This window comes from Chryseobacterium sp. FR054 (assembly GCF_056844565.1).
Genome location: NZ_JBXDSA010000001.1, coordinates 943,076 through 967,446, shown reverse-complemented (window position 1 = coordinate 967,446; position 24,371 = coordinate 943,076). Strand labels below are relative to the sequence as shown.

General features: G+C 40.8%; 14 protein-coding genes. 12 read left to right on the top strand and 2 right to left on the bottom strand.

Going from position 1 to position 24,371, the window contains the following annotated elements:
- Positions 1-23: 23 nt before the first annotated feature.
- The 5 genes from AC106S_RS04615 (at position 24) to AC106S_RS04595 (ending at position 7,335) form a co-directional block, all read left to right on the top strand.
- Positions 24-2,309 carry a T9SS type B sorting domain-containing protein gene (locus AC106S_RS04615; protein WP_482437963.1) on the top strand — a complete coding sequence of 762 codons (2,286 nt, stop codon included), beginning with the start codon at positions 24-26 and terminating at the stop codon, positions 2,307-2,309.
- Between the two features lie 99 nt (positions 2,310-2,408).
- Entirely contained in the window at positions 2,409-5,492 is a 3,084-nt protein-coding gene (locus AC106S_RS04610) for a T9SS type B sorting domain-containing protein (RefSeq protein ID WP_482437962.1), read from the top strand.
- A gap of 329 nt (positions 5,493-5,821) precedes the next feature.
- Positions 5,822-6,334, top strand: coding sequence for a DUF305 domain-containing protein (locus tag AC106S_RS04605; protein ID WP_482437961.1), 513 nt, complete (start codon positions 5,822-5,824; stop codon positions 6,332-6,334).
- 97 nt (positions 6,335-6,431) lie between these two features.
- On the top strand, positions 6,432-6,986 hold the full coding sequence (locus AC106S_RS04600; protein WP_482437960.1) for a hypothetical protein: 555 nt from the start codon (positions 6,432-6,434) through the stop codon (positions 6,984-6,986).
- 19 nt (positions 6,987-7,005) lie between these two features.
- Positions 7,006-7,335, top strand: coding sequence for a hypothetical protein (locus AC106S_RS04595; protein WP_482437959.1), 330 nt, complete (start codon positions 7,006-7,008; stop codon positions 7,333-7,335).
- A 63-nt stretch (positions 7,336-7,398) separates the two neighbouring features.
- Here the strand turns inward: AC106S_RS04595 and AC106S_RS04590 are convergent, their stop codons facing one another.
- Complete coding sequence (locus tag AC106S_RS04590; RefSeq protein WP_482437958.1) at positions 7,399-9,822, bottom strand: T9SS type A sorting domain-containing protein; 2,424 nt, start codon at positions 9,820-9,822, stop codon at positions 7,399-7,401.
- Between the two features lie 348 nt (positions 9,823-10,170).
- A complete protein-coding gene (locus AC106S_RS04585) occupies positions 10,171-11,763 on the bottom strand; it encodes a helix-turn-helix domain-containing protein (protein ID WP_482437957.1) in 1,593 nt (530 codons plus the stop codon).
- Positions 11,764-12,152: 389 nt separating this feature from the next.
- On the opposite strand from AC106S_RS04585, the gene AC106S_RS04580 reads away from it, so the two are divergent.
- The 7 genes from AC106S_RS04580 (at position 12,153) to AC106S_RS04550 (ending at position 24,321) form a co-directional block, all read left to right on the top strand.
- Entirely contained in the window at positions 12,153-12,908 is a 756-nt protein-coding gene (locus AC106S_RS04580) for an SDR family oxidoreductase (RefSeq protein ID WP_482437956.1), read from the top strand.
- Positions 12,909-13,632: 724 nt separating this feature from the next.
- Positions 13,633-14,160: a hypothetical protein gene (locus tag AC106S_RS04575; RefSeq protein WP_482437955.1), complete on the top strand. Its 528-nt coding sequence runs from the start codon at positions 13,633-13,635 to the stop codon at positions 14,158-14,160.
- A 213-nt stretch (positions 14,161-14,373) separates the two neighbouring features.
- Positions 14,374-21,474: a DUF8202 domain-containing protein gene (locus AC106S_RS04570; protein WP_482437954.1), complete on the top strand. Its 7,101-nt coding sequence runs from the start codon at positions 14,374-14,376 to the stop codon at positions 21,472-21,474.
- Positions 21,475-21,662: 188 nt separating this feature from the next.
- A complete protein-coding gene (locus AC106S_RS04565) occupies positions 21,663-21,995 on the top strand; it encodes a hypothetical protein (protein WP_482437953.1) in 333 nt (110 codons plus the stop codon).
- A gap of 76 nt (positions 21,996-22,071) precedes the next feature.
- Complete coding sequence (locus AC106S_RS04560) at positions 22,072-22,398, top strand: helix-turn-helix domain-containing protein (protein WP_482437952.1); 327 nt, start codon at positions 22,072-22,074, stop codon at positions 22,396-22,398.
- A 142-nt stretch (positions 22,399-22,540) separates the two neighbouring features.
- Complete coding sequence (locus AC106S_RS04555; protein WP_482437951.1) at positions 22,541-23,158, top strand: hypothetical protein; 618 nt, start codon at positions 22,541-22,543, stop codon at positions 23,156-23,158.
- 197 nt (positions 23,159-23,355) lie between these two features.
- Entirely contained in the window at positions 23,356-24,321 is a 966-nt protein-coding gene (locus AC106S_RS04550; protein ID WP_482437950.1) for an alpha/beta fold hydrolase, read from the top strand.
- Positions 24,322-24,371: the final 50 nt, after the last annotated feature.

The window sequence follows — 24,371 nt, the reverse complement described above, 5'->3', positions numbered from 1 at the left end:
AATTATGTTATCTGTAAAAACTTATGAAAAAAACGATATTATTTTTTATACTTTTCTTTTTTTCCTTTTCTGTATGGGCGCAAAGGGATACCGAACATTGGTTTGCCCCTATGATGTCCAGGCTTAACCGAAGTAATGACAGGCAGGCCCTATTTCTGTCAACAGACAGTACTGCTCCTTTCACGGTTACCATTTACAACAACAATACAGCGATAGGAACAGTAACGATCAGTAAAGGAAATCCTCAGTCATTTGATATCCCGATGGAACTGATGATTGCCGATTCCCAGACTGAACTGTTTAAGGCAACAACCAGAGGATTATATGTAAAAGGGGAGAGATCTTTTTTCTGCACATTCAGATTTTCTGTAAAAGCACATGCTGAAATCCTGACCTCCAAAGGGAAAGCAGGAATCGGTAAGAAATTTTATACCGCTTATGGTCCTATTACAGTGTCGTCTTCAGTATATAACTTTTCCTGTGGTATTTTGGCAACTGAGGACAATACTACGGTTACCGTTTCTGGTTATAAACCTTCTGTTCAGTTTTCTAACGGAACCAACGGAACCGATACTCCCTCGATGACTTTTACTTTAAACAAAGGGCAATCCTATACCATAGACGGGCTGGGGAATATCCCGGGAAATCAGACAGGATTTATCGGGGCTAAAATTGAAGCGACAAAACCCATAACAGTTACCAATGGAAATTTCAATGGCCAGATTGTAGGATCTAACAATGGAGGAGATATTCTGATGGACCAGTCGATCCCTGTGGAACGTCTGGGTGATGAGTATGTGCTGATGAAAGGAATGGCTCTTCTGGCAGAAAATACGGAAGGAGCCATTGTGGTGGCAACAGAAAATAATACCAGGGTTTTCTTAAATGACGAGGCTACTCCGGTTGCCGTTCTGAATGAAGGGGAATCATACAGAATCAATTCCACGGGATATATCAGCCAGAACTTCAGCGGGCATTATAATATGCGGATAAAAAGTACCAAAAAGATCTATGTTTATCAGCTGATGGCCGGAACGCTCTCGAGGAGTGATATTACGCCCGGAGCCAACTATATTCCGCCGCTCAGCTGCTTTCTTCCAAAGAAGATAGATGAAATAGGGATGGTGGATGTTATGCCCTATTATACCACTTTCACTCCTGCAGTTAAGCTGAATATCATTACTGAAACAGGGGCTTCCGTATCTGTAAACGGAGTCACCCTATCAGGTACACAGGGACCATATCCCGTGACAGGAAATCCCAACTGGCAGACTTATTCTATTAATAATGTGACAGGAAATATTACAGTACAGTCTACTAAGGCAGTGACTGCGGGAATAGCAGGAGGAGACGATGCGGTAGGCTATGGCGGTTATTTTGCAGGATTTTCTTCCATCCCTGTTATTGCCAAAAAGAACGGAAACTGTATTCCGGGAATGATCCTGGAGGTGGACGACAGCTATGTTTCCTACCAATGGAATTTCAATGGAGATCCTATTCCGGGAGCTACTTCCAATACCTATACTCCGGATAAAGCAGGAAATTATACAGTAACTGTGTCAGTAAGTGGAAACTGTCCTCCTGAAACCACCCCTGTATTTGAAGTGGTAGTACCTCCCCAGATTCCAACTTTGCTTACTGATAAGGTGATCTGCACTAATGAGACAACAACACTGGATGCCGGGCCTGGATTTCAGTCATATGAATGGAGTACGGGAGCCACCACACAGTCGATCTCTAATGCAGGAGTCGGAAAATATTGGGTGATTGTAGGGTATAACGGCTGTTTCAGCAAATACGAAGCAACTGTAATACCTGCCCCTGATCCGGTGATCAGGAATATTGATCTGGAGAACAAAAAAGCTACCCTTACCGTGATTGGAGGAAAGCCCCCTTACAGCTATTCCACGGATAATGTTAATTGGCAGAGCTCCAACGTATTTACGAATCTTCCAAACGGGCAGCATAAGTTTTATGTTAAAGATTCTTATCACTGTGAGCCTGTTGCAGTAGAGGTAACGGTTATCAATATTATCAACGCGATTACCCCGAACGGCGACAACATTAATGATTCAGTTTCCTACTCAGAACTCCGATACAAAAAAGATTTGTCTTTTTCGGTGTATGACCGGTATGGGAATAATGTCTTTAAAGGAACTGCTTTCAACAACTATACATGGGACGGAAGATTCAGCAATAAAAAAATCCTTTCCGGAACCTATTGGTACGAAATCTCATGGAAAGAACCCGGCCGCCAGAATACGGACGTTAAATATACCGGCTGGATCCTGGTTAAAAACAGAGAATAACCTCCGGAAAAAATATAATTAATAATCATCGCAATATCATCAGCAAAAAGTTTATTCAGCTGTTATGAGTTGCTTAATTTAAAAATCTCCTTATAATCTATGAAAAGGGTCTTATTTATTTTTATGCTGCTTTTGTCTCTTTCCGTTCAGGCGCAGAGGGATACGGATCATTGGTTTGCCCCTATGGTGGGAAGCCTTTCCAACGGAAATCCCAGGCAGGCTTTATACTTATCTACGGACAGTACTGTTCCTTTTCCTGTTACCATTTACAATAATAATGCGGTAATAGGAACCGTTACCATCAGTAAAGGAAACCCTCAGACGTTTGATGTTCCTATCAATCTCATGCTGGGACAGAATCCTGCTGATGCTATGAGTGTAAAGACCAGAGGGCTTTATCTTCATGGTGATCTCCCGTTCTTTGCAACTTACAGATTTTCAGAAGTTAATCATGGTGAAATTTTAACTTCCAAAGGAAAAGCCGGAATCGGAACAAAATTTTACGCGGTATATGCTCCACTGATGAATAACACCAATACGCTGAATTTTACCTGCGGTATCCTGGCTACTGAAGACAATACACAGGTGAAAGTTTCAGGGTACAATATGACCACATGGTTTACCAATAATTTCAACGGGCTTACCCATCCTTCTATTACGATTACCCTTAATAAAGGGCAGTCTTATATATTTTCCGGAAATGCCAACAGACCCGGCAATAAGGACGGATTTATCGGAGCCAGGATAGAAGCTACAAAACCTGTTTCGGTAACCAACGGAAATTTCCGCGGCCAGTTCGGGCTTGTTCCGCCTTATAACGGGGAGGATATTATCATGGATCAGTCGGTTCCTGTGGAACGTCTGGGAAATGAATTTGTTCTGATCAAAGGAATGGGAAATCTTCTTCCGGAAATTGAAGGAGCCATTATTGTAGCCACAGAAAATGACACCAAAGTCTGGCTGAATGATAATCCTACCCCTGTTGCTACATTAAATGAAGGCGGTTATTACAGGGTTAGAGCCTCTAACTACGTAGTAAACGGGCCTTCTCACCTTAATATGTATATCAGGACAAGTAAAAGTGTTTATACCTATCAGCTTTTATCCGGTACGGCAGATAATGATGCTACGGAAGGATTTAATTATATCCCGCCTTTAAACTGTTTTTTACCTAAAACGATTGACGAAATCGGGAAAATTGATGAATTTCCTTATTCCACTACTTTTAATCCACCGCTTTTTGTAAAGCTTAATATTCTTACTCAGGCAGGAGCTAACGTAACCGTAAACAGTGTTAGCCCTACCGCTGCACAGGGGCCTTTCCCGGTAACGGGAACCACCGATTGGGTTTCATATTCCATTCCCAATATTGCCGGAAATATTACCGTAAATTCTACTAAAGCAGTTACTGCAGGAATTGCCGGGGGAAGCGGAAACTTAGGTTATGGAGGTTATTTTGCGGGATTCAGTTCTGTTCCGGTGATCACTAAGGTTTCAGGAGATTGTGCCCCAGGAATTGTTTTGCAGGCTGAAAGTGGCTTTGCCCATTATCAGTGGAACCTTAACGGAAACCCCATTCCGGGAGCCAATGCTAATACTTTTACCCCTACACAAGGCGGGAACTATACTGTATCTATCACTAATGAAAACTGTGTATACACCACTTATCCATACAAGGTATATTCCTGTCTGGCAAATACGGTAAAACCATTAAATGCCTGTGGAGCGGGCATGCCTACACAGATTACTCCGGCATTCACCGGTTCAGCGCAGACTCCTGTTCCCGGAAGTGTACAGATCATAACGCCTCCGGCCAACGGAACTTTAACGGTAGACCCTGCCACAGGTATATTGACTTATACAGCCAATGCAGGAACAACAACAGATACCTTCACGTATAAATTCTGTGGAAATGATCCGGAATTTACAGACTGTGAACAGGTAAAAGTGAATGTTACCGTACAGCCTTTAGTGCTTACAGATACTACGGTAAGTGCATGTAACAATAACGGGTCAGGAATCTTTGACCTAACCTCTGCCAATGTGGGCGGACCAGCTACGGCCATCAGAAAATATTATCCTACACTGGCAGACCTGAATGCGGGAACCGCGGAGATTATCCCTGCGAACGCCTATGCAGCTACATTACCTGCCACGGTTTATGTGAAAGTGACCACAGTGGAAGGATGTACAGCCAATGCGAAGATTACGCTTCAGTATTATCGCGGACCGGATGTTATAGATGCGCTGCTTTCCGGGTGTTCTGTTCCCAATCAGCCAGGCCGGGGAACTTTTAATCTCACGACAGCAATTGTTACCACTACCAATCCTGTTACAAAAAGATATTATCCGACCCTTAATGATGCAATTAACGGAACAGCTGAAATTATGGCTCCTTCTACCTATGTCTCTCCGGATACAACGGTATATGTGAAAGTTATTACTGTGAACGGATGTTTTGATTTTGCCAAAGTAACCCTGAATGTGATTCCACCTAAGCCGTCACCATTATTAGTGGATCAGTACATCTGCCCTCAGGCAGTTACGAGACTGGATGCAGGACCTGGTTATACTTCCTATCTGTGGAGTACGGGAGCTACTACGCAGGCTATTCAGAATGTGCCGGTAGGAAGTTACTGGGTTATCCTGACGGCTGACGGCTGCCAGACCAGACAGGAGGTGAGAGTAATTGCGATACCAGGCCCGAAGATTAAAAAGCTTGATGTTAAAAATAATACGGTAGCCATTACTGTGGAAGGTGGAGAGCCGCCTTATCAGTATTCCAGGGACGGAATTCAATGGCAGGACTCCAATGTATTTACGGATCTTCCGAGGGGACGGAATACGTTCTATGTAAAAGATTCATTCAACTGTGATCCGGTACAGATACAGATTACGGTACCTAATCTTGTGAATGCAATCACACCAAACAGCGACGGGATCAATGATGATCTGGATTACAGTGAACTGAGCTACCTGAAAGATCTGAAATTCAATATATTCAACAGATACGGACAGCTTTTGTTTTCTTCAGAAAAAAATAACAGTCTGAAATGGAACGGAACCATTGGCGGAACTCCGGTGAGCAGTGGCACCTACTGGTATGAAATAACCTGGACCGACCCGGATACTAAGACCCCGGTAGCCTATTCGGGATGGATCCTTGTGAAAAATAGAAATTAGGAGTTTTTTTATTAAAGGGGATTTTTTATTATATTAATCATGCAGGAGGTAAATGCAGAGGAATGCTTTTGTTTGGGCAGTACGGATCTTGATCTGTGCTGCCCTTTTCTGTTTTTTATTACGGTGTATGATATAAAGTACAGAAAATTTTCCATACACTTACTGATACTGTTGGATTCAGGCAGGTTGAAATTCATGTTTTGCTTTATGCCTGTAATCATAAACCGTTCAGGAAAGTATTCTTATCTTTATAAGAGCTTTGTACAAGGCGTAAACCATGATCAGTTCAAAGAAAGCAGGGGCGAATACTCATTTAAAAATTCATGGTTATGGAAAATAGTCAGAACACATACAGCGTACAGGATTCTTCACACAATTCAGGACATTCTTCAAAGATGTATTTTCGCTTTGTCATGATGGCGATAGCTATGTTTGTGGTGATGTATGTCATCATGTACGCTATGATTGACAGTTTGCAGAACTTTATTCCCAATATCAATAATCTGTATATGACTCTGATGATGACGTCGGCTATGTTGCTGCTTGAGCTGTGGATAATGAGAGCGATGTATCCCAATCCGAAGATGAACACGGTAATTGCGATGATTTCGATAATAATTGGTTTTTTTTCCTGGTTCGGTATCAGGGAGCAGATAGGGGTTGATGACTGCCAGTTTGTAAAAGGAATGATTCCCCATCACGCAGCAGCGATATTGATGTCAGAAAAAACAAGGCTTACAGATCCTGAGTTGATTAAACTGCAAAAAAATATTCTTGAAACCCAGCAAAAAGAAATTGAGCTGATGAAATGGAAGCTAAAGGAATTTGAAGAGAGAAAATAAACAATATGATGTTGCTCTTTTTTCTGTTTTTTTATAAATTGTGGACGCTGAAAAAAGAGTAGAAGCTTGTTTTCAGCAAGTGCCAACTTCACATTTTATGAAATATAAGAACTATTCCGTTATCTTTAAACTAAACTCCCTGTATCTTTCTTTTCTGTATTTCCGGATGTTCTGGCTTTCAGACGGAACGGAGACTCAAGAACTTCTGCTTTATAAATATATGCTGTATTCGGTTTTTATGGTGTATCCGTTATTTATTTTCTCAACGCTTATGTTTTCTAAGGAGGTGAAAGCAGGCTTTTTTCTCAAATTTTTTATATGGCTGATGATTCTTCTGGGGCCGGCACTCTTTTTCTATACCTTTGATCTGTATCAGCAGAAGGAGCTTCTCTATGGATCCATACTTACGGTGATTCAGTGCCTCATCCAGTCCAGGACGATAAAAGATGATGAATTGCTGTTCCGGGCTGCCGGCGTTTTTGCCGCCAAACTGCTCCTGTGGTTCTTTGTTTTACTGCTGTCTATGATCTCACTGGTATGGTATTCGGACAGGGATATTCTCACCAATATGCTGGCCGGGGGAATTTATTATTTTTGTGTTGCTATTCTTGATATGCTGATTGATAAATATAAATTCCTCTCAGAAAAATAGCAGGATAAAATAAAAGTCTATGACCGTAAAAGAGCTTATCATCAACGAAATTGAATCTTTGAATATTTTAATTGCCGAAGGAAAGGATAAGGAAACCAGCATTCAGATGAAGAAAAACCTGTCGGAAACCCTGTATCTTCTTGATGTTTTTGAAAAATACCGGATTAAAAAAGAAACTGTTGAAACTGTTGAAACTGTTGTTGAGCTTCCGGCTTCCCATACAGGATATTCAGATTACAGGATCATCAATGACTGTGAATCTGATGATCCGGACCACTGGGTTGAAGTGGATATTTCCGGAGAAAAAATAAGGCTGTCCGAAGGTGATATTATCATCAGAAAGAAATAGAATAAGTGAATAAAAAACAGCCCCCGTTGGGGAGCTGTACACTTAATATATGAATGTGTTTTTTTATTGAATGATCAGATTCCTGCTTTCAACAGCAGCATTATCGCATACCAGAACCAGTCTGTAAGTTCCGCCGGGATATTGGCTGATATTGATGTTCATTGTATTGTCTTTCTTATCGATGATATAGTTGGAAACGGTTCTTGAATTAGAATCAATCAGCATGAAATACGCATGGCTGCAGTTCATTTTCTTATAGCCGATATTCACCGTATTTTTTGCAGGATTCGGATAAATAGTTATGATATAACTGTTTTCCGGGCTGATGGAAAGCGTTTTGTAATCTTTAAATCCGTCCAGTTCAGCGGTCACTTCAAGAATAACCTTTGAATCTTTGCTCTGGTATTCAAAACGTTCTCCGGTATGAAGCAAAGTTCCTCTGGAATCATACCATTTGTAGATTGCCGGCTCATTGATAGGAACAGCTTCCAGGGTATTACCTTTTTGAGCTGCATCAGCACGGAATAATTCTCTTTTTTGTTTGGAAACCTGGTAAAATTCTCCCCCCAGCAGCTTTTTTTCTTCCATATCCCAATGCTCTACGTGGAATCCGAATTCCTCATTTTCTGAGTTGTTGGCGGCCAGGAAATTAACCCGTACATCCAGAAGGCCATAATCATTTGGTGGGAAATTGTCAAGGATGATCTCCGTGTTTTCATTAACTTTAATGGCGTTTTCACCCTGCATCTGGAAATTCGTTCCCTGGAAACCATTGGAAGCCCAGATATTCCATAATTTACTGTCGAATTTAAAACTTACCTCAGCCTCATTAAAGATATTGGTATTGAACCGGCTTAGTTCGTTCTTTAATCTGAGCTTGAACTTTTTAGGAGTATTTCTGAAATTTCCAATGTGAATTTTTCCGGAGTTGGAAGCTCCTGTTTTCAATACGCTTACATTTTTTAAAGCAATATTATTGGTATTCAGAAGAAGGTAGGAATATCCGTCACTTTCCGGTAAAGGAGAAATATCGGTAGGCGATTCAATTTTAGCCAGCAGGCAGAAATGCCAAGGCTCATTCAGTGAGCTGTAACGGGCGGGATCGGGAATATTATTCCATGGAATGGTAACAATATGTTCCTGGTAAGAATTTAATACCGGAAGATCAGCCTCTCCGATAAGGCCTCCCAATGGATAGCCGTTGTGAAACAGATTTCCTTCAAAACCGGCAATCGGAAGAGAAGTTCCGGCTTTGATCCAGTATAGCTTTACCTTACCTCTGCCGTCGGTTGGAGAACAGCCTTTATTCACAATACGTATTTTGGCATAATTGGGGCCGATACCATATAAAGGATTGTCATGATAAGGGCTGTCATCATTTACATTTCTTATCCAGATATCCGGGCTTGACCAGAAATTGGTAGAAATATGGTCAGGCTCAACACCCAGGTCCACTTCTGAATTTCTCACCATCATATCAAAATTCTTGTCATTATTAGGCGTTACCAAAGCTCTTTTTACAGGATGCATCAAGGGATCGGCATTGTCAATCGACTGATGCATTCTCTCAGCCTGTCCCTGAGTGAAAAGACGCAGGCACCGCGGCCCATACGACATAATATTATCCAGAACCGAAGAGTCAAGACTGTAAGGGGTTCCCTGGCAGTCTGTCTGATGTTTGATATGCTTGCAATTTGAATCTACATTGTAAAAATTACCCGGACTTCCGTATAATCCCGGATCGGCAGCAGTATCGTATACCATATCTCCGGCAGTAAGTGCATTGTAATTGGGATCATTGGGATCTCTTGTTACATGCTCACAATTAGGATCATTGGCCATAGAGCCGTTGGGTGGGTCGTTGGTGTCACCGTGGGTATGGATTAAGTTCAGAACATGGCCCATTTCATGTACCAGAGTAGTGTCCATCCACCATAAATTCTCTTCTTTTATTGCAATGGCATTATCCAGATAAGTGGTGACTCCGTCTGCTGAGCCTCCGTTTACCAGGATGATGGTTTTAGCCACATAAATATTAATGGCATCGTCTGCGTAAGCATTCTTTATTTTGCCCTCTGAAGCCAGCCAGCTGTGGTTTTGTCCATGCATATGAGCTGTGGATTTCAGAACGCCGTTCCCGTTTAAAACAAAACAGATCTGGTGCTCTTTGTAGGCTTCGTTCAGTTGTTTTACGTATTTCAGGGCCATATCATAATAGATACGTACTCCTTCTGTACCTTCATCATTCATCACTGCCCAGAAATTCACTCTGAACTTTTTGGGAGTAATCGTGGTTTTTGCTGAATGAAGTCTGGAAGCATTTTGCAGTGGTTTAGACTTATTCTTCAGGAATTCTGCTTCGGAAATGCCCATTTTTCTTCTTATCTCAGGGGGGATGTCATCATATACCACACATTGGGAATAAACAGTTAAAGCGAAGAATAATCCCAGCAGGATCATCAGCTTTTTAAGATAAATTTGTTTCATAATACATATTTTTTTTGGATTCCTTTAAATATATGAAAAATATTTATCTATAATTTATTTTATTTGTTTATTTTATTGTTTTAATGGTATTTTTGTTTTTATTTTTAGTTAAAATTGATTAATTTATTATAATAATTCTAATTTTAGAACTGTTGTTTTAATTTGCAGAATCCCTTTTAAATAAATGAAACAGATGATTTCCGGTATCGTTTACATGACCATAAAAATAAAAAATGATATAACTGTCCGTTTATCAGGTATTTATAATGGATAAAAATAAGAGAGGATGAAAGGGATATAAAAAGCAGCCCTTAAAGGACCGCTTTTCAGTACAGGATATCACGTATGCTATACCGGGGTTCTTAGCTGCTCCACAAAATAGGATGGCGTAAAACCTGTTTCATTCTTAAAAGCCGTAACAAAAACCCTGGGCGTTGTATAGCCGCATTCTTCCGCCAGATAGTTGATCTTATACTCACGGTAGATCGGGCTTTCATAAAGTTTTTTAGTGATATAACCGATCCGGAGACCGTTGATATAGCTGGTAAAATTCTTATCCCTGTATATTTTAATGACTTCTGAAAGATACTTGGTGTTGGTATTCAGATTGTTGGCCATCCAGGTAAGGCTGAGGTCTTTTCTGAGATACTTTTCCGAAGCTTCAAACTTTTCAAGCCTGGCTAGCAGTATTTTTACAGTTTCACCCGGAATGTTTACAGAGGGTTTAGCTTCTGTATTTTCTTTTATATCCTCATGCTCTTTAGGATTTGTCTGCTGCTCACTGTTTATTCTGGCAGTCACCTCATCATATCTTCTGTGGGAGATCTCATTTTTTCTCCTCCAGTAAAGCCATATGGACAATACTGATAGAATAATAAAACATCCGGAAGATAAAAGCAGAATTCTGATATTGGAGGTATGTTCTTTATCTTTTTTTGTTTCTGTGGCAGCGACAAGTCTGTCAAATTCTTTGGCAGTTTCCTTTTTTGCCGCATCATTGAGGCTGTCATTAAGCTTTGCATATAAAAGAGTGTATTTTGCCTGCTCTGCAGAGTTTTTCAACTCTTCATTAGAATCGGCGAGAAGCATAAAGGCAAATAGTCTGTAACCTGGATTTTTTTTGAATTTTTCCCGTTTTAAAACTTCATTGGCGAGATCAATAGACTTTTTATAATTATGCTTCTCTAAATAAAATCTTCCTGTACCACAGAGTATGGGCAGATCAAGCTTTTCAAAAATCTCAGGTTGTGTTGTTTTATAATTGTATGCTTTCAAATAATAGGGTTCTGCCAGGTCCAGGCGCTGGGGCTGTACAACTCCCAGATAAAAATTACCGATATTGAGGTTGTTGAGTGCAATTTTTTCATATTTTTCCAGGGAGTGTTTCTGATATTCATTATCGATCTGCTGAAGTTCTTCCAGTTCCTTTTTTAAATAATAAATAAGTGAATCAGGTTTTTTATAGTCATAAAAGACCGAAAATCTATTGTACACAACAGACATTATAGAATGCCTTGCATTCGGGTTCTCTATTTTTTCTGCATATTTCAGTCCGTTATTTATATTCTTCAGCTCTTCTTTCTGTATGCCCATTGCCTTATCTACATACGATTTATAGATATGAAGCATAGCGTTTGTGGTGTTATCATTTAAATCCAGAGCTTGAGTTTCTTTAATAAGATCCAGCATTTTTTTATAATCAGAGCGGTGATATAAGATATACAGCATTTTGATTTTCCCTTTTCCAATTCCTTCTTCATAATTTATTTTTTCTGACAACTCAATAAGCTGTTCAATCTTTTTAAGCTCCCGGTCGGTAGTGTTGTCACCGGTTTCATCATACAATCTGTTGATTTCTTGTTTTGTAGGCAGATTGCTCAGAGCCGGAATAAGAATAGAAAAAAAGAATAAAGTGAAAATCAGACAGTCAAGTTTTCTCATGTCAGTTATGTTTATGACAAATCTAACAAAGAATTTTTTTAAAAATTCTTACATACCTACTGATGCATTGGTTTTATTGCTGTAAAAATGCATTATGATTGTATATTTTGTTGATTTTCAGCATGTGTTTTTTGTAAAATAACCTGCTGTATATGTAATACTTTCCGAATTGTTCCTGGCATAATGTTGTACAGTAGCTTAGAGAGATTTAATATTGTCACGCAGCCGCCAGACTGAGAAATGTTTCAAGCAGGATTCTATAAATACGATGATGTACAGAATCTTCTCTCTTTGCTTAGGGAGAAGATTTCTTTTCTCTTAAAAGGCGGATAAAGAATACAATGCAGAATAACAGATCATCTGTTAACTATAATTAAATAATCAATAATATGAAAACACACGATGTAAAAGGAAAAGTAGTGTTAATTGCAGGCGGTGCTAAAAACCTGGGCGGATTACTGAGCCGTAATCTGGCGGCAAAAGGAGCAAAACTGGTCATTCATTATAACAGTGAGAGCACCGGGTCTGATGCTGAAAAAACACTTGCCGATGTGCAGGCTTTAGGAGCGGAAGCTATTCTTGTTCAGGGAGATCTTACAAAAGTAGAGAAGATCACTGAACTCTTTCAGGCAGGCATTGAAAAGTTCGGAGGAGTTGATATTGCCATTAATACCGTAGGAAAAGTTCTGAAAAAGCCTTTTGTAGATACTACCGAAGCAGAATACGACAGTATGAGTGAGATCAACTCAAAGGTCGCATATTTTTTCATCCGGGAGGCGGGGAAAAAACTGAATGACAATGGAAAAATCTGTACTATTGTTACTTCCCTGCTTGCTGCTTACACAGGTTTATATTCTACGTATGCAGGAATGAAGGCTCCGGTAGAACATTTTACCAGAGCGGGATCTAAAGAATTTGGAGAGCGGGGGATTTCTGTGACTGCCGTGGCTCCCGGCCCCATGGATACCCCTTTTTTCTATGGGCAGGAAAGTGATGATGCAGTAGCTTATCACAAATCTGCATCTGCTCTTCAGGGATTAACGGATATTAGAGATATTGCACCATTGGTGGAATTTCTGGTTACCGACGGATGGTGGATCACCGGACAGACCATTTTTGCCAATGGAGGATATACAACAAGGTAAATGCAGGCTTTCATACAACTGTAAATAATTTTTCTAAGTATGCTGAAATTTCCGGAACACTCATTTTATGAAAAGGACTGATCATAAAATTCCGGAAATAGAGACAGCTGTTGGAGTACAACTTTTCAGGGGTACTCCAATTTTTATTATAAACTGTCGGGAAAACTGGAGAACTTTAAAAAAATGCAACGGAATCACCGCCCATGATAGAGACTTCCCCAACTGATTCATCAGCTGAATACCTATCATCCGCCGGTGGTATGAAAATCCCGGGTTTCAGAAGATATAGAATAAAATCTGAAGCATGCCCACGCGGATAAGAAGCATTACATTCAAAGCAGCGTGAAAATAAAAGTCAGGATCAGGATATTGTATATGGGGTAGTGTAAAGCATCCTCGAAACCCTGATTTTTCATCAGAAAACAGGTATTTATTTCGTGAAATCTGAAAAGAAAAAAGTCTTTGATATAAAACTTGATTTGCTTTAAGTGTTTGATTATCAATGTTGCTTATTTGTATAATAAAGAAATAATACACGAAATTTTCTGAATTTTTCCTGCATCGGCCTTGTATACATTTTTATGTAATGATAATATTGCAGCGATGTTAATTGGTTTAATTAAAACATTTAATTTGATTTATTTTTTTATTAAAAATACGAAAAATTCGAATTTTTATTAAGTTGTTTAATTGATCCGTATCCATAAACTAATCAGAAAACATAATGAAAAAAACACTACTGATTTTAACCTTGCTCACAGTCTGTACTGTAAAAGCACAGGTAGCAATAGGGAAAACAGGCGTTACCAATACTTCGGTATCTCTGGAATTTTCCGATACAGAAAACAGGGGATTCATTCTTCCGTATGTTGAAAATAAAAGCGGAGTATCCACCGAAGGAACCATAATTTATGACACAACAGATCATAAAGTAAAATATCTGAAAAACGGCGGACAATGGGTAAACCTCAGTGAAGATGACAGTACTGCTGCAACGGTGGGAACTGCTGATCTGAGTATTCAGGGAACAGACAAAACAGAAAAGGCAACCGCTAAAACAGCAATAGGAAACAATTCTTCCACAGATGGAATCCTGGTACTCGAAGCTTCAGATAAAGCCATGATCCTGCCCAAAGTAGCCAGTCCGCATCTGAATATTATCAATCCGGCTCCCGGTATGATGGTATTTGATACCACTAAAAAACAGCTTGCCGTATACAACGGAAAAGTCTGGACATTCTGGAAACCATAAATCAAATGAACAGATTCCGGAAATTTTAATCTGTCTGATCAGGTTCTGAGGGAAAATCTATTGACCTTTTACAATCTTGTAAAGTAATTAATCGTGGTCAGGTAGGTATTAAAACAGGTTTATTTAATGGTTATCGATATTACAGGCAAATCCCCGGATATACAATCTAAAAACACATATCACCGGAAAAACCGGTTAAAAATTTATTGACTAATGAAAAAACAGACTATCCTTTTTTTCATATTGCTCATTTGGGGCAATATGATGGTTAGGGCACAAAACTGCAACGTGAATGCAGGTGCTAATGTCACTATATGTGGCACGTCTACCAATCTCTCGGGAAGCCCGGGAGGCAGTACATCGGGAAATCCCGTATGGACGCTTGTTTCCAAACCGGCAGGCGCACCGGATCCGGTGATCGCAAATCCTGCAGCATACAATACCGGGGTCACAGGGATGACTTTCCCGGGTAATTATGTTTTCCAGATTGCACAGAACTGTACAGTCGGGACAACAACTTCCCAGGTAACAGTTACTGCGCCGGGGAGTGTTTCCTCTTTCACGGCAGGTCCCGATATTACCAATGTATCTGCCGTAACAGGAACGGTTACCCTAAACGGTGTTGTTCCTGCAGGATACACAGCACAATGGAGATATTATCATCTCTTCTCAAAAGAAAGATATAATGAAGAAGTTACAGATAATGCTACAATGACCAATAGCAGTACGGCATCTCCAACACTTACCTTAATAAAGAAAGCAAATCATGACACAGATCCTGCTTACCGCGTTATTCTGCGTATCACATCGGTTAATAATCCCAGTTGTTGGTATGAGGACGATGCTATTGTAAGATTTATTCCCAATCCACAAATTAATGTAGCTTCAATTTCTTTTTGTGGAAGCAATAATCTGCGTTATGCAAACTTATCAAACTCTCCGGTATTTGACACAACAAAACCCGGTTCTTCCGGAAATGCTTCGTTTGGAACGACGGTTACACTGAACGTTATCAGCCAGCCGGCCGGTGGAAATATGTCTTATCAATCAATAGATAATCGGGATATTAATTTTAATGGCATTACTGTTCCCGGTGTATATACTTATACGGTTACGGTAACTAATGCGGGCGGTACTTATACCACTCCTCAGATTACATTCAATTATTTGGGTCAGACACCCAAAGAAGTTAGTTTTTTAGATCCTGCTCATCCTGACCAAATGGAATATAGATTCCAAAGGACTGCCGGAGCAGTATATTGCAATAAAGTAGGAGATACCAATCCTATTACATTTTATTATAAACTAAATCCATCAGACTCTCCAGGGCTTGTATCAACTGTGAATAATGGCGGAATAACACCTCCGGGAGGTGCTCCAGGTCTTTCGGCAAATGGAGCGGGAACTATGGATAGAAGCGTGACCGTGACACCTCCTGCAGGAGGATGGCGGGCAGGTACCTATGTCGTTCATGTGGGTCTGGGAACAGGCTGTGCTCTTGATCATTATTATTATATTCACATTTCGGATGGAAACCGCCCGAATGTTGCCGTAAATAATATGACTGTTTGCTATTCAGGAACAGGAAGTGTTTCTGCTACCGTTCCTTTACCTAGTGTATATCAGGGGGCAGTCAACAGCAGTTATTTTCAGGATTTTGCAGGAAGGTATGATTTTACAGTGGTTTCAAAACCTGCTGGATCAGGAACACCTGTATATCAGACGACCAATTTCAGGACTATAACTAATACTTCTACCGTAATCTCCAACCTGGATAAAGAAGGAGAATATGTTTTTAAAATAAAAGCTGTTCCGGATGCAAATGGTCTGGGGCCTTTTTTAGATAAAGAATATGCCTGTTCAGGAACCTCTTTAGAAGGTACTTTTTCAATATTTGTATCTGCTCAGGTAGGCTCCAATGCAGGTTCTGCCCAGAATCTTGTCGGTGTATCACAGACTGCCTTCAATGGAAATAATCCGGGAGCAGGATCCACAGGACTATGGACTCTGATATCAAAACCGGCCGGTGCTCCGGATCCGGTAATTGTAACACCTTCAGCTTATAATACTAATGTTACGGGATTCAACACTCCCGGGATATATACCTTCCGATGGACAGTTACCACAGGTACCTGTACAAGTACAAGCGATCTGACGGTTAATGTTACGGCTCCGGCTCCCGGAGGGGTAATGGCAGCTGTATGGTATAAGGCAGATGCAGGGGTATATTCCGATGCAGGAACAACCACAGCGGCTGACAATGCTGCTGTTCAGCAGTGGAATGACCAGATGGGAACAGGCCGTAACCTTTTACAGGCTACCGCTGCACAAAAACCTGCTTTCTCCAATCAGACTGTGCTTGCTAATTTTAACCCGACAGTGACCTTTAATTCAGCAGGGCACGGAACTGGTCAGGGAGGCTTTATGGCCGCAGATCCGGGAAGTGGAAACGAAATTATAGACCGTTCTAAAGGAAGTATCTATATTGCAGGTAAAATGAAGACCCTGGGTGCTGCTGGACTGGCTGGCTTTGATCAAACGATGGATTATCCCGGGCTTCATATTTCCAATAATGCCACCACCGATAAACTGCTGTTTTATTCCGCAGGAAGTGGTTATACAACCTTGTCAACCAATCTGTTTGCTGCCGGAAAACCTTTTGTGGCAGGATCTTCATGGCAGAATGCGGCAGGATCAACTGCATCCAATCTGTTGGCTAAAGTGTGGCTGGACGGTAATGAATCTGTCTATAACAATACCCTTAATAATGTAAATACAGCAAATTCAGCCCGTGCTTTCAGAATCGGGCGTGACTCCAACTGGGGAAGTCATGACGGACAGATGAACGAGGCTATTGTATTTGCCAATCCTCTTTCCGCTTCAGAAAAGGCACGTGTAGATTCTTATCTGGCTGTTAAATGGGGAACAACACTTACAGGAGATTATACCAGTTCTGCCAATACTATTGTGTGGAATGTCTCTCCTGCTTATCAGAATAATATTCTGGGGATTGCAAGGGATGATCTTTCTGTTTTATATCAGAAGCAGTCACGCAGTGAAAATGCTGATCAGAAACTGATCATCGGAGCAGGAACCTCATTGGCGAATACCAATATGACGAATACCAACACCTTGACTGAAGGGCAGTTCCTTCTGGCAGGAGATAACGGACTGAAGCAAAAACTCAGAACACCGCTGGCCTATACCGGAGGAACAAATGGGGAGATCAATTCACGTTTTGAATCCATCTGGAAAGTTCAGAATACAGGAAATGTAGGGGTTGTTACACTGGCATGGCCGAAAGGGGTAGAAAACCTGTATTTAGTACAGTCTCCGGATGCCGTTTTTGATGGCGGAGATACTTTTACTCCTATGACTGCGGAAGTAACCGTAAACGGAGTGGTATACAATACTGTTAATGTAACACTGGCCAATGGACAATATTTTACTTTTGCAGGCTATCTGCATGCTCCGGGAGGAGTTTCCAATAATCTGTCTTATTGGTACAGAGCTGATAAAAATGCAGTGAATACAGGAGACGGTACAGACGTTACGGAATGGACAGACCTGGTTTCCGGAGTTACTTCTGCAAAAATATCAACAGCGCCACTTCCTAAATATAAGATGGGAGCCTCTGATTATTTCAATTTTAATCCGGGAGTTAATTTTACGGCGATCCAGCAGATCATCGGAAATATTTCCAACCCGACACTGGAAAATGTAAATTATGATATTTTCACCTTTACGAAAGAAGGGATGACAGGAACCCGTTTCTTTAATGTAGGTTTCAATAATACTTCATTTGGTGGTGCCAACTGGGACCAGCCGGGATTCTATGCTGATGGAAGTATCGGTTCCAGAAATAATGCAGGAGGAGGGATCATATATAACCTTAATCCGGGTAATGTTGTATTCAATACCGGCATTCCTAATATCATGTATCATACTTTTACCGATACAACCCTGAGTAAAGGACTGAACGGATCTGCCAACGGTGCAACAGTTACTCATGGAGCCATAGGATTGGTAAACGGCGGACACCTCTTTGGCGCCAACGGCGGAGTGAGTCCTCCCGGAGGGGACGACTGGGGCTTTACCGGGCATATCGGAGAAACCATTATTTATGGAGCCGGGAACCTGACTGCCACTGAGAGAAGAAGAGTAGATTCTTATCTTGCTATTAAGTATGGAATTACTTTGGACAGGGTGAATACAGATCATTACCTGGCTTCTGATGCAGGAATTGTATGGAATGGAACAAACAATACCGGATACAACAGCAATATCTTTGGTATTGCCAATGATAAACCGTCTGCACTTACTCAGAAACAGTCTAAAAGTGTAAATACTGGACAGAAACTGATTATTGGAGCAGGAAATTCTCTGGCAGAAACCAATGATGCCAACCCTAATACCTTATCAGCCGGACAATTCTTAATAGTAGGTGATAATAACCTGAAACAGGGACTTAGTATACCATTATCTTACACGGCAGGCTCCAACGGAGCAATCAACTACCGTTTTGAATCTGTATGGAAAGTGCAGAATACCAACAATGTAGGAACAGTAACGGTAGCATGGCCAAAAAGTGTGAAAAACCTCTATCTGGTACAGTCATCTGATACCGCATTTGACGGAACAGATACCTTTACCCCAATGACTAATGAGGTAACTGTAAATGGTGTGGTATACAATACTGCCAGTGTAACATTAGGAAACGGACAGTTCTTCACCTTTGCAGGTTTCGGAAATGCTCCGGGAGGAGTTGCCAAGAGCTTGTCTTACTGGTACAGAGCGGATAAAAACGCTGCCAATACAGGTGCCGGAACAGATGTAACCGGATGGACAGATCTTTGGAACGGAACCACAGTGGCACAGATGGGAACCAATGCAGTACCAAAATATGTATCGGGAGCCGCTAATTATTTTAACTTCAACCCGGGAGTTAATTTTACCGCAGGAACGCAGACTCTTGGTAACATCAATGTAAGAACATTCTCTGAGGATTCTTATGATGTATTTACCTTTACCAAAGAAGGATTGGCCAGCGGAGGATTAGCTCATCCGAGTATCTTCAGATCTTTGGTAGATAACGCGTTGCTTACCGGAGATATCCGCAGATGGGATGGTCTGGGAATTGTAATGGATAACAGAATAGAAAGGCTCTCCAACACAGGTGGAAATACCGATTATTACGGAACCCCTGCAGGAGCATTTTCTACAACAATCCCTAGCATCATGTACCATACGTTTACGGCGCTTACAACGACTAAGGCGCTTAACGGAGGAGCCAACTTCGCTACCACCAATCATGCAGGAACAGGAGTCCGGAATCTGAACGGAGGACATTTATTCGGTGATTCCCAGTTTGGAGGTAACGGAAGTGATAACCGGGGATTCATAGGTAATTTAGGAGAGACCATTATCTATGGTTCAGGTAACCTTACCGCAACAGAACGCAGAAGAGTAGATTCTTATCTTGCCATTAAGTATGGTATTACACTGGGACAGGTGAATACAGACCATTACCTTTCTGCGGACGGAAGCATTGTATGGAATGGAGCGGCTAATACTGCTTACAACAATAATATTTTCGGAGTATCCCGTGACGATATAGAAGTATTTGAACAGAAAGTATCGAAGAGCGTCAATGCCGGAACGATCCTTACCATTGCTACCACCAATGATTTTGTAAAACCGAATCTTGATGCATCACGTACCGGATTTACCAATGATAAAACTTATTTCCTTCTGGGAGATAATGCCAATGTAGCAACAGCACCTTCAGACATTACGGTAGGTAGCCGTACTTTCAAAAGGATACAGAGAGCATGGCTTGTGCAGGAGAAAAAGCCTGATGCGGGAGACTTATTCTTTGAAGCAGATCTTACGGCTTATAACAGCAGCACATTTAATACCACATCTGGGTTGGTGGCTATGCTGGTGGCAGATGATGCGGCTTTTACAACGAATGTAAATGTGGTTAACCCTATCCTTAATACAGCAGGAAAATGGGTGTATCAGCAGAATATAGCAGATAACAGGTTCATTACATTTGCGGTAAATCCTTGCTATGGCCCTGATACAGATGGAGACGGTATTGCAGATATGTGTGACCTGGATAATGACAATGACGGTATCCTGAATACCAATGAAGGTTATATCTGTGATAAAGCTTCAATCCCGACTTCTGTATTAACCACAGACCATGTGATGAACTATAATTTTGTTGATTATAACGGAATTAAAGGTTTTAATTTCAAATTAACATCAACAGCAGCCACGCAACGCTGGCCTTCTCCCGCTGCTCAGTTCAACATGAGTGGTATAGACCCGAGAGTCAATAATAATAAAGTGACTTATGAGTTCGATCTGCCGGTAGATAATTTAAGGTTCTGGGTTGCAGACCTGGATGCCCTGGAGAAAGTAAACGTTAACATTTACGACCAAAACGGTAACAGAATCAGCGATCTTCTTGCATACACCACAGTAAAGGCAGAAGCAGCAGCAGGTAGTACAACGTTTACAACAGATGCCACCTATGGTGTTAAAATATCTACAACGCGTAATTCAGGAGCCAACGGAAATCAGAATTATGTGGAGATTTATACACCAGGTATACAGGTAAGTAAGGTAGAGGCTACTTTTGTAGGAACAAATGGCAATACTCCGGAATATCATATTGGCAATATGTGTGCTAAAAGAGATTTAGATGGTGACAGAATTCCGGATTATCTCGACTTGGATTCTGACGGAGATGGCTGCCCTGATGCCATAGAAGGTGCAGGTGGCTTTACAGCAGCTAATCTTGCTAACTCTTCAATGCCCGGTGGTAATACAGGAAGCAGCTACACCGGAACAGCAGGTCCTGTGATCCAGAACCTGGGTAATACGGTAGACGTTAACGGAATTCCAACGATTGCCAATACAGGGCAGGCTGTGGGAAGTTCCCAGAATCCTCTGATCTCAGCATGTATTCCTCCATTCTGCTTTAAACCGGGTATCATAGCCGGAACAGCACTGGATACCAAAATGGGAATCACGGCACTTGGCAGAGCCGGAGTCAATGCAGACAACTGGCCGATGGCAAGAAAAGGAGGCTGGATAGCACTGGAAGCAAAAACCAAAGGTTTTGTACCCAACAGAGTAGCGTTTGATGCATCAGGAAATCCTGTGGGGATTCCGGCCGCTAACTTTGTAGAAGGGATGATGGTGTACGATACAACAAACAAATGCATGAAGATGTACACCCTGAAAGAGGGCGAGGCTTCTATGAAGTGGCATTGTATCTCTACACAGACCTGCCCGGACTAGACTGAACAATACAGAAACTTTCCACGGAAAGTATTAAAAACCAACAGCCTTGTTGAGGTTTCCTGACAGGGCTGTTTCTTAAATAACCGAACAGCATGATTTCAAATTTCAGAAATATTCATATTGGAAAACTGATCCGATTACGGGTGACAGAAAACAGAACTGATATATCCCGTATCTGCAGCTTTATGAACTGCACAGAGAAAGAGATCAATGAAATGTATCTTCAGGAGGACCTTCCGACTAATGTTCTCATGAGATGGTGCAAACTGCTTGAGTATGATTTTTTCAGGATTTATTCCCAGCATCTGATATTGTATGCTCCGCCTTCAGCCCTGACAAGCGGAACAGACGTTTCGAAGCTGCCGAAATTCAGAAAGAATATCTATACCCAGGAGATCATCACTTTTATCCTTGAACTGATAAAGACCGGGGAAAAAAACAAACGACAGATTATTGATGAATACGGAATACCTAACAGCACTTTAAATAAATGGATCAATAAATACAGCGCATTGTAAAAGTAAGACCAAAAAATAACTGTGAGGCAGGAATACATTGATTGAAAAAATTGAATTTAACAAAATATATACTAAGATGGAAAAATGTAGCCAACCCAATTACCAGCGGATTTATTCTGATATTATTACCCGGAATTTTCCTCATAAAAAACAGGAATGTGAAAAACTGCTGGGAAAAAAAGAACTGTCGGTAATTGATATTTTAGAACTTAATAAAAGAATTTTCGGTACAAAGGATAAAGAAACAGGAAAGCAGAACCAGAAACACCGTTCTTACAGTAAATCTGATATTTTGCGGATCCTGGATTATCAGAAAACCCATAAAATGAACAATTCGCAGGTAGCCAGGCATTTTGGATTAAGCAGAAACTCGATGACCAAATGGAAAAAAGTGTTTCTGTAATCAATAGAATTTTTTGTTTATAATTTTTAATATGAGACCTTAATCAACACATCTGATCACACCGGTAAATTTAGTTTTGCCGGTGTTTTTTTTTATATTAGCAAAAATAGTTTGAGTCCCATAAAAAGAAAAGATCAATCTCATGGATACCGGAAAACTCAATATGCTCAGAAACAGCATATCAATTCCCCTGGGCAGGGCCATTCAGCTTTTAAAAAAGAATAACGGAGATGTCCGGGCCAGCGAGATGGAATTTCATTGTGATAATATCAGTGAGATCTGTATAGCGGCTGCCTGTAACCAGGAAACTGCTGAAAAATATTATCATGAATGCAGATATGATCTGGCAAAAGCCACGGAAAAGATCAATGCACTTCCGGTAATTATTACAACAGGAGAGCATCCTTCACCACGGAATGAAATAGGATTCATCCTGTGGCCGATAACAGCCTCCGGGGAATATTATAAAACAACAAAACGGAATGATGCTTTTATTCCCACAGCAGACTTCGGTTACATTATCCATGCATTTAAAGCGGCCTTTCCTGTACAGTATCCTGAAATTAATTATTCCGATGACAGTTTTGATGACTGCGGACATAATTACTTTGACAATGCTGCATGCAGAAAGATCATGGAAAGAATCCGTCATCCGGAAACAGAAGATCCGGATGTGAAAAAGTTTAAAAATGAACTGATCAGCTGGCTGGATGACAAACTGCAGTATGCTGATTATATGGTGGTATACGGAAATCTTTAGATAACACGGCAACCGCGCCCGTTTCATTCAGGTAAAAATAAATAACAGCAGGAATCTCAGTACATTCGTGGCAATGAGTTCTGCGTTTTTCACGATTCTGATAAAGTCTTTTCAGCTGAAGTGGGCCAATTTTAAATATATTTGTGCGCTAAATCCGGAAATGCAGACCGGGTGAAAACAATTTTTAGTCCAACTATATGAAACAGAAAACAACCCCTTTAGCAAGGTTTGTCGTCCTTTGCTTTATCACTTTATGGAATCAGTCTTTCGGCCAGAGTAAAAATTATACTGAATGGTATCTTAGAACCCCGGACAGTCTTGATGTTTATAACCAGGATATTTATGTACGGGAAACAGGAACGGGAAAAGACACAGTAGTGGTAATTCATGGAGGTTTTGGTGCCAATCATGATTATATGCTGGATGCCATTGAAGGGTTGGAAAAGAAATATCATTTCGTACTCTATGACCAGAGGGGTTCTCTGCTTTCTCCCGGCCCGAAAGAGAAGCTTACCTTTCAGAAAAATGTGAATGATCTGGACTTACTGATCAAACAGCTGGGAAGTAAGAAAGTCAGGATTATGGCTCATTCAATGGGAACACTGGTTGCGATGGAATATCTTCAGCAGCATCCGGAAAAGGTTTCAAACCTGGTTTTGGTAGGCGCAATCTTTCCAAAGTCTGACAGTATGGCAAGTGTTTTTTCGAAACGGCAGAATGAACAGGTGAAATTTCTGAGCTCAAGACCTGAGGTAAAAGCTTTACCCATCTATAAAAGATATAAGGAATTGAAAGGTAAATTTACCAGCGACAGGGAAAGAACAGATTTTAACCGGATGGCTTTTGCTTCGTCCAATATATACAGAATCGACAGGTATAAACTGATGCGTGGCGGATTCCATTACTATAAAGAGGACGCATCTGTAATGTCGGAAACTGTAAACTGGAAATACGATTACAGAAAATCACTTAATGACAATGCCAGAACAACCGTTATTTTCGGTGATCATGATTTCCTTGATTTTAATGGGGAAGTGTACAGGGAACAGATAAAGAACTATAAGAAAATTGTTTTCAGACTGATCAGATCAGCCGGGCATAATATCTGGGTAGACCAGCCGGAAATTTTCAGAAAAGAACTGGACATGGCGCTCCAGAGATAAAAACAATATATTGTTCAGTAAACACAACTTTCAGTCCTGTTTTGCAATCT

What these genes read in the sequence shown, in the direction of transcription:
- AC106S_RS04580 (WP_482437956.1), top strand. Translation starts at nt 12,153, where the DNA reads ATGAAAACACACGATGTAAAAGGAAAAGTAGTGTTAATTGCAGGCGGT.
- AC106S_RS04550 (WP_482437950.1), top strand. Translation starts at nt 23,356, where the DNA reads ATGAAACAGAAAACAACCCCTTTAGCAAGGTTTGTCGTCCTTTGCTTT.
- AC106S_RS04605 (WP_482437961.1), top strand. Translation starts at nt 5,822, where the DNA reads ATGGAAAATAGTCAGAACACATACAGCGTACAGGATTCTTCACACAAT.
- AC106S_RS04595 (WP_482437959.1), top strand. Translation starts at nt 7,006, where the DNA reads ATGACCGTAAAAGAGCTTATCATCAACGAAATTGAATCTTTGAATATT.
- AC106S_RS04585 (WP_482437957.1), bottom strand. Translation starts at nt 11,763, where the DNA reads ATGAGAAAACTTGACTGTCTGATTTTCACTTTATTCTTTTTTTCTATT.
- AC106S_RS04560 (WP_482437952.1), top strand. Translation starts at nt 22,072, where the DNA reads ATGGAAAAATGTAGCCAACCCAATTACCAGCGGATTTATTCTGATATT.
- AC106S_RS04555 (WP_482437951.1), top strand. Translation starts at nt 22,541, where the DNA reads ATGGATACCGGAAAACTCAATATGCTCAGAAACAGCATATCAATTCCC.
- AC106S_RS04570 (WP_482437954.1), top strand. Translation starts at nt 14,374, where the DNA reads ATGAAAAAACAGACTATCCTTTTTTTCATATTGCTCATTTGGGGCAAT.
- AC106S_RS04615 (WP_482437963.1), top strand. Translation starts at nt 24, where the DNA reads ATGAAAAAAACGATATTATTTTTTATACTTTTCTTTTTTTCCTTTTCT.
- AC106S_RS04575 (WP_482437955.1), top strand. Translation starts at nt 13,633, where the DNA reads ATGAAAAAAACACTACTGATTTTAACCTTGCTCACAGTCTGTACTGTA.
- AC106S_RS04600 (WP_482437960.1), top strand. Translation starts at nt 6,432, where the DNA reads ATGAAATATAAGAACTATTCCGTTATCTTTAAACTAAACTCCCTGTAT.
- AC106S_RS04565 (WP_482437953.1), top strand. Translation starts at nt 21,663, where the DNA reads ATGAACTGCACAGAGAAAGAGATCAATGAAATGTATCTTCAGGAGGAC.
- AC106S_RS04610 (WP_482437962.1), top strand. Translation starts at nt 2,409, where the DNA reads ATGAAAAGGGTCTTATTTATTTTTATGCTGCTTTTGTCTCTTTCCGTT.
- AC106S_RS04590 (WP_482437958.1), bottom strand. Translation starts at nt 9,822, where the DNA reads ATGAAACAAATTTATCTTAAAAAGCTGATGATCCTGCTGGGATTATTC.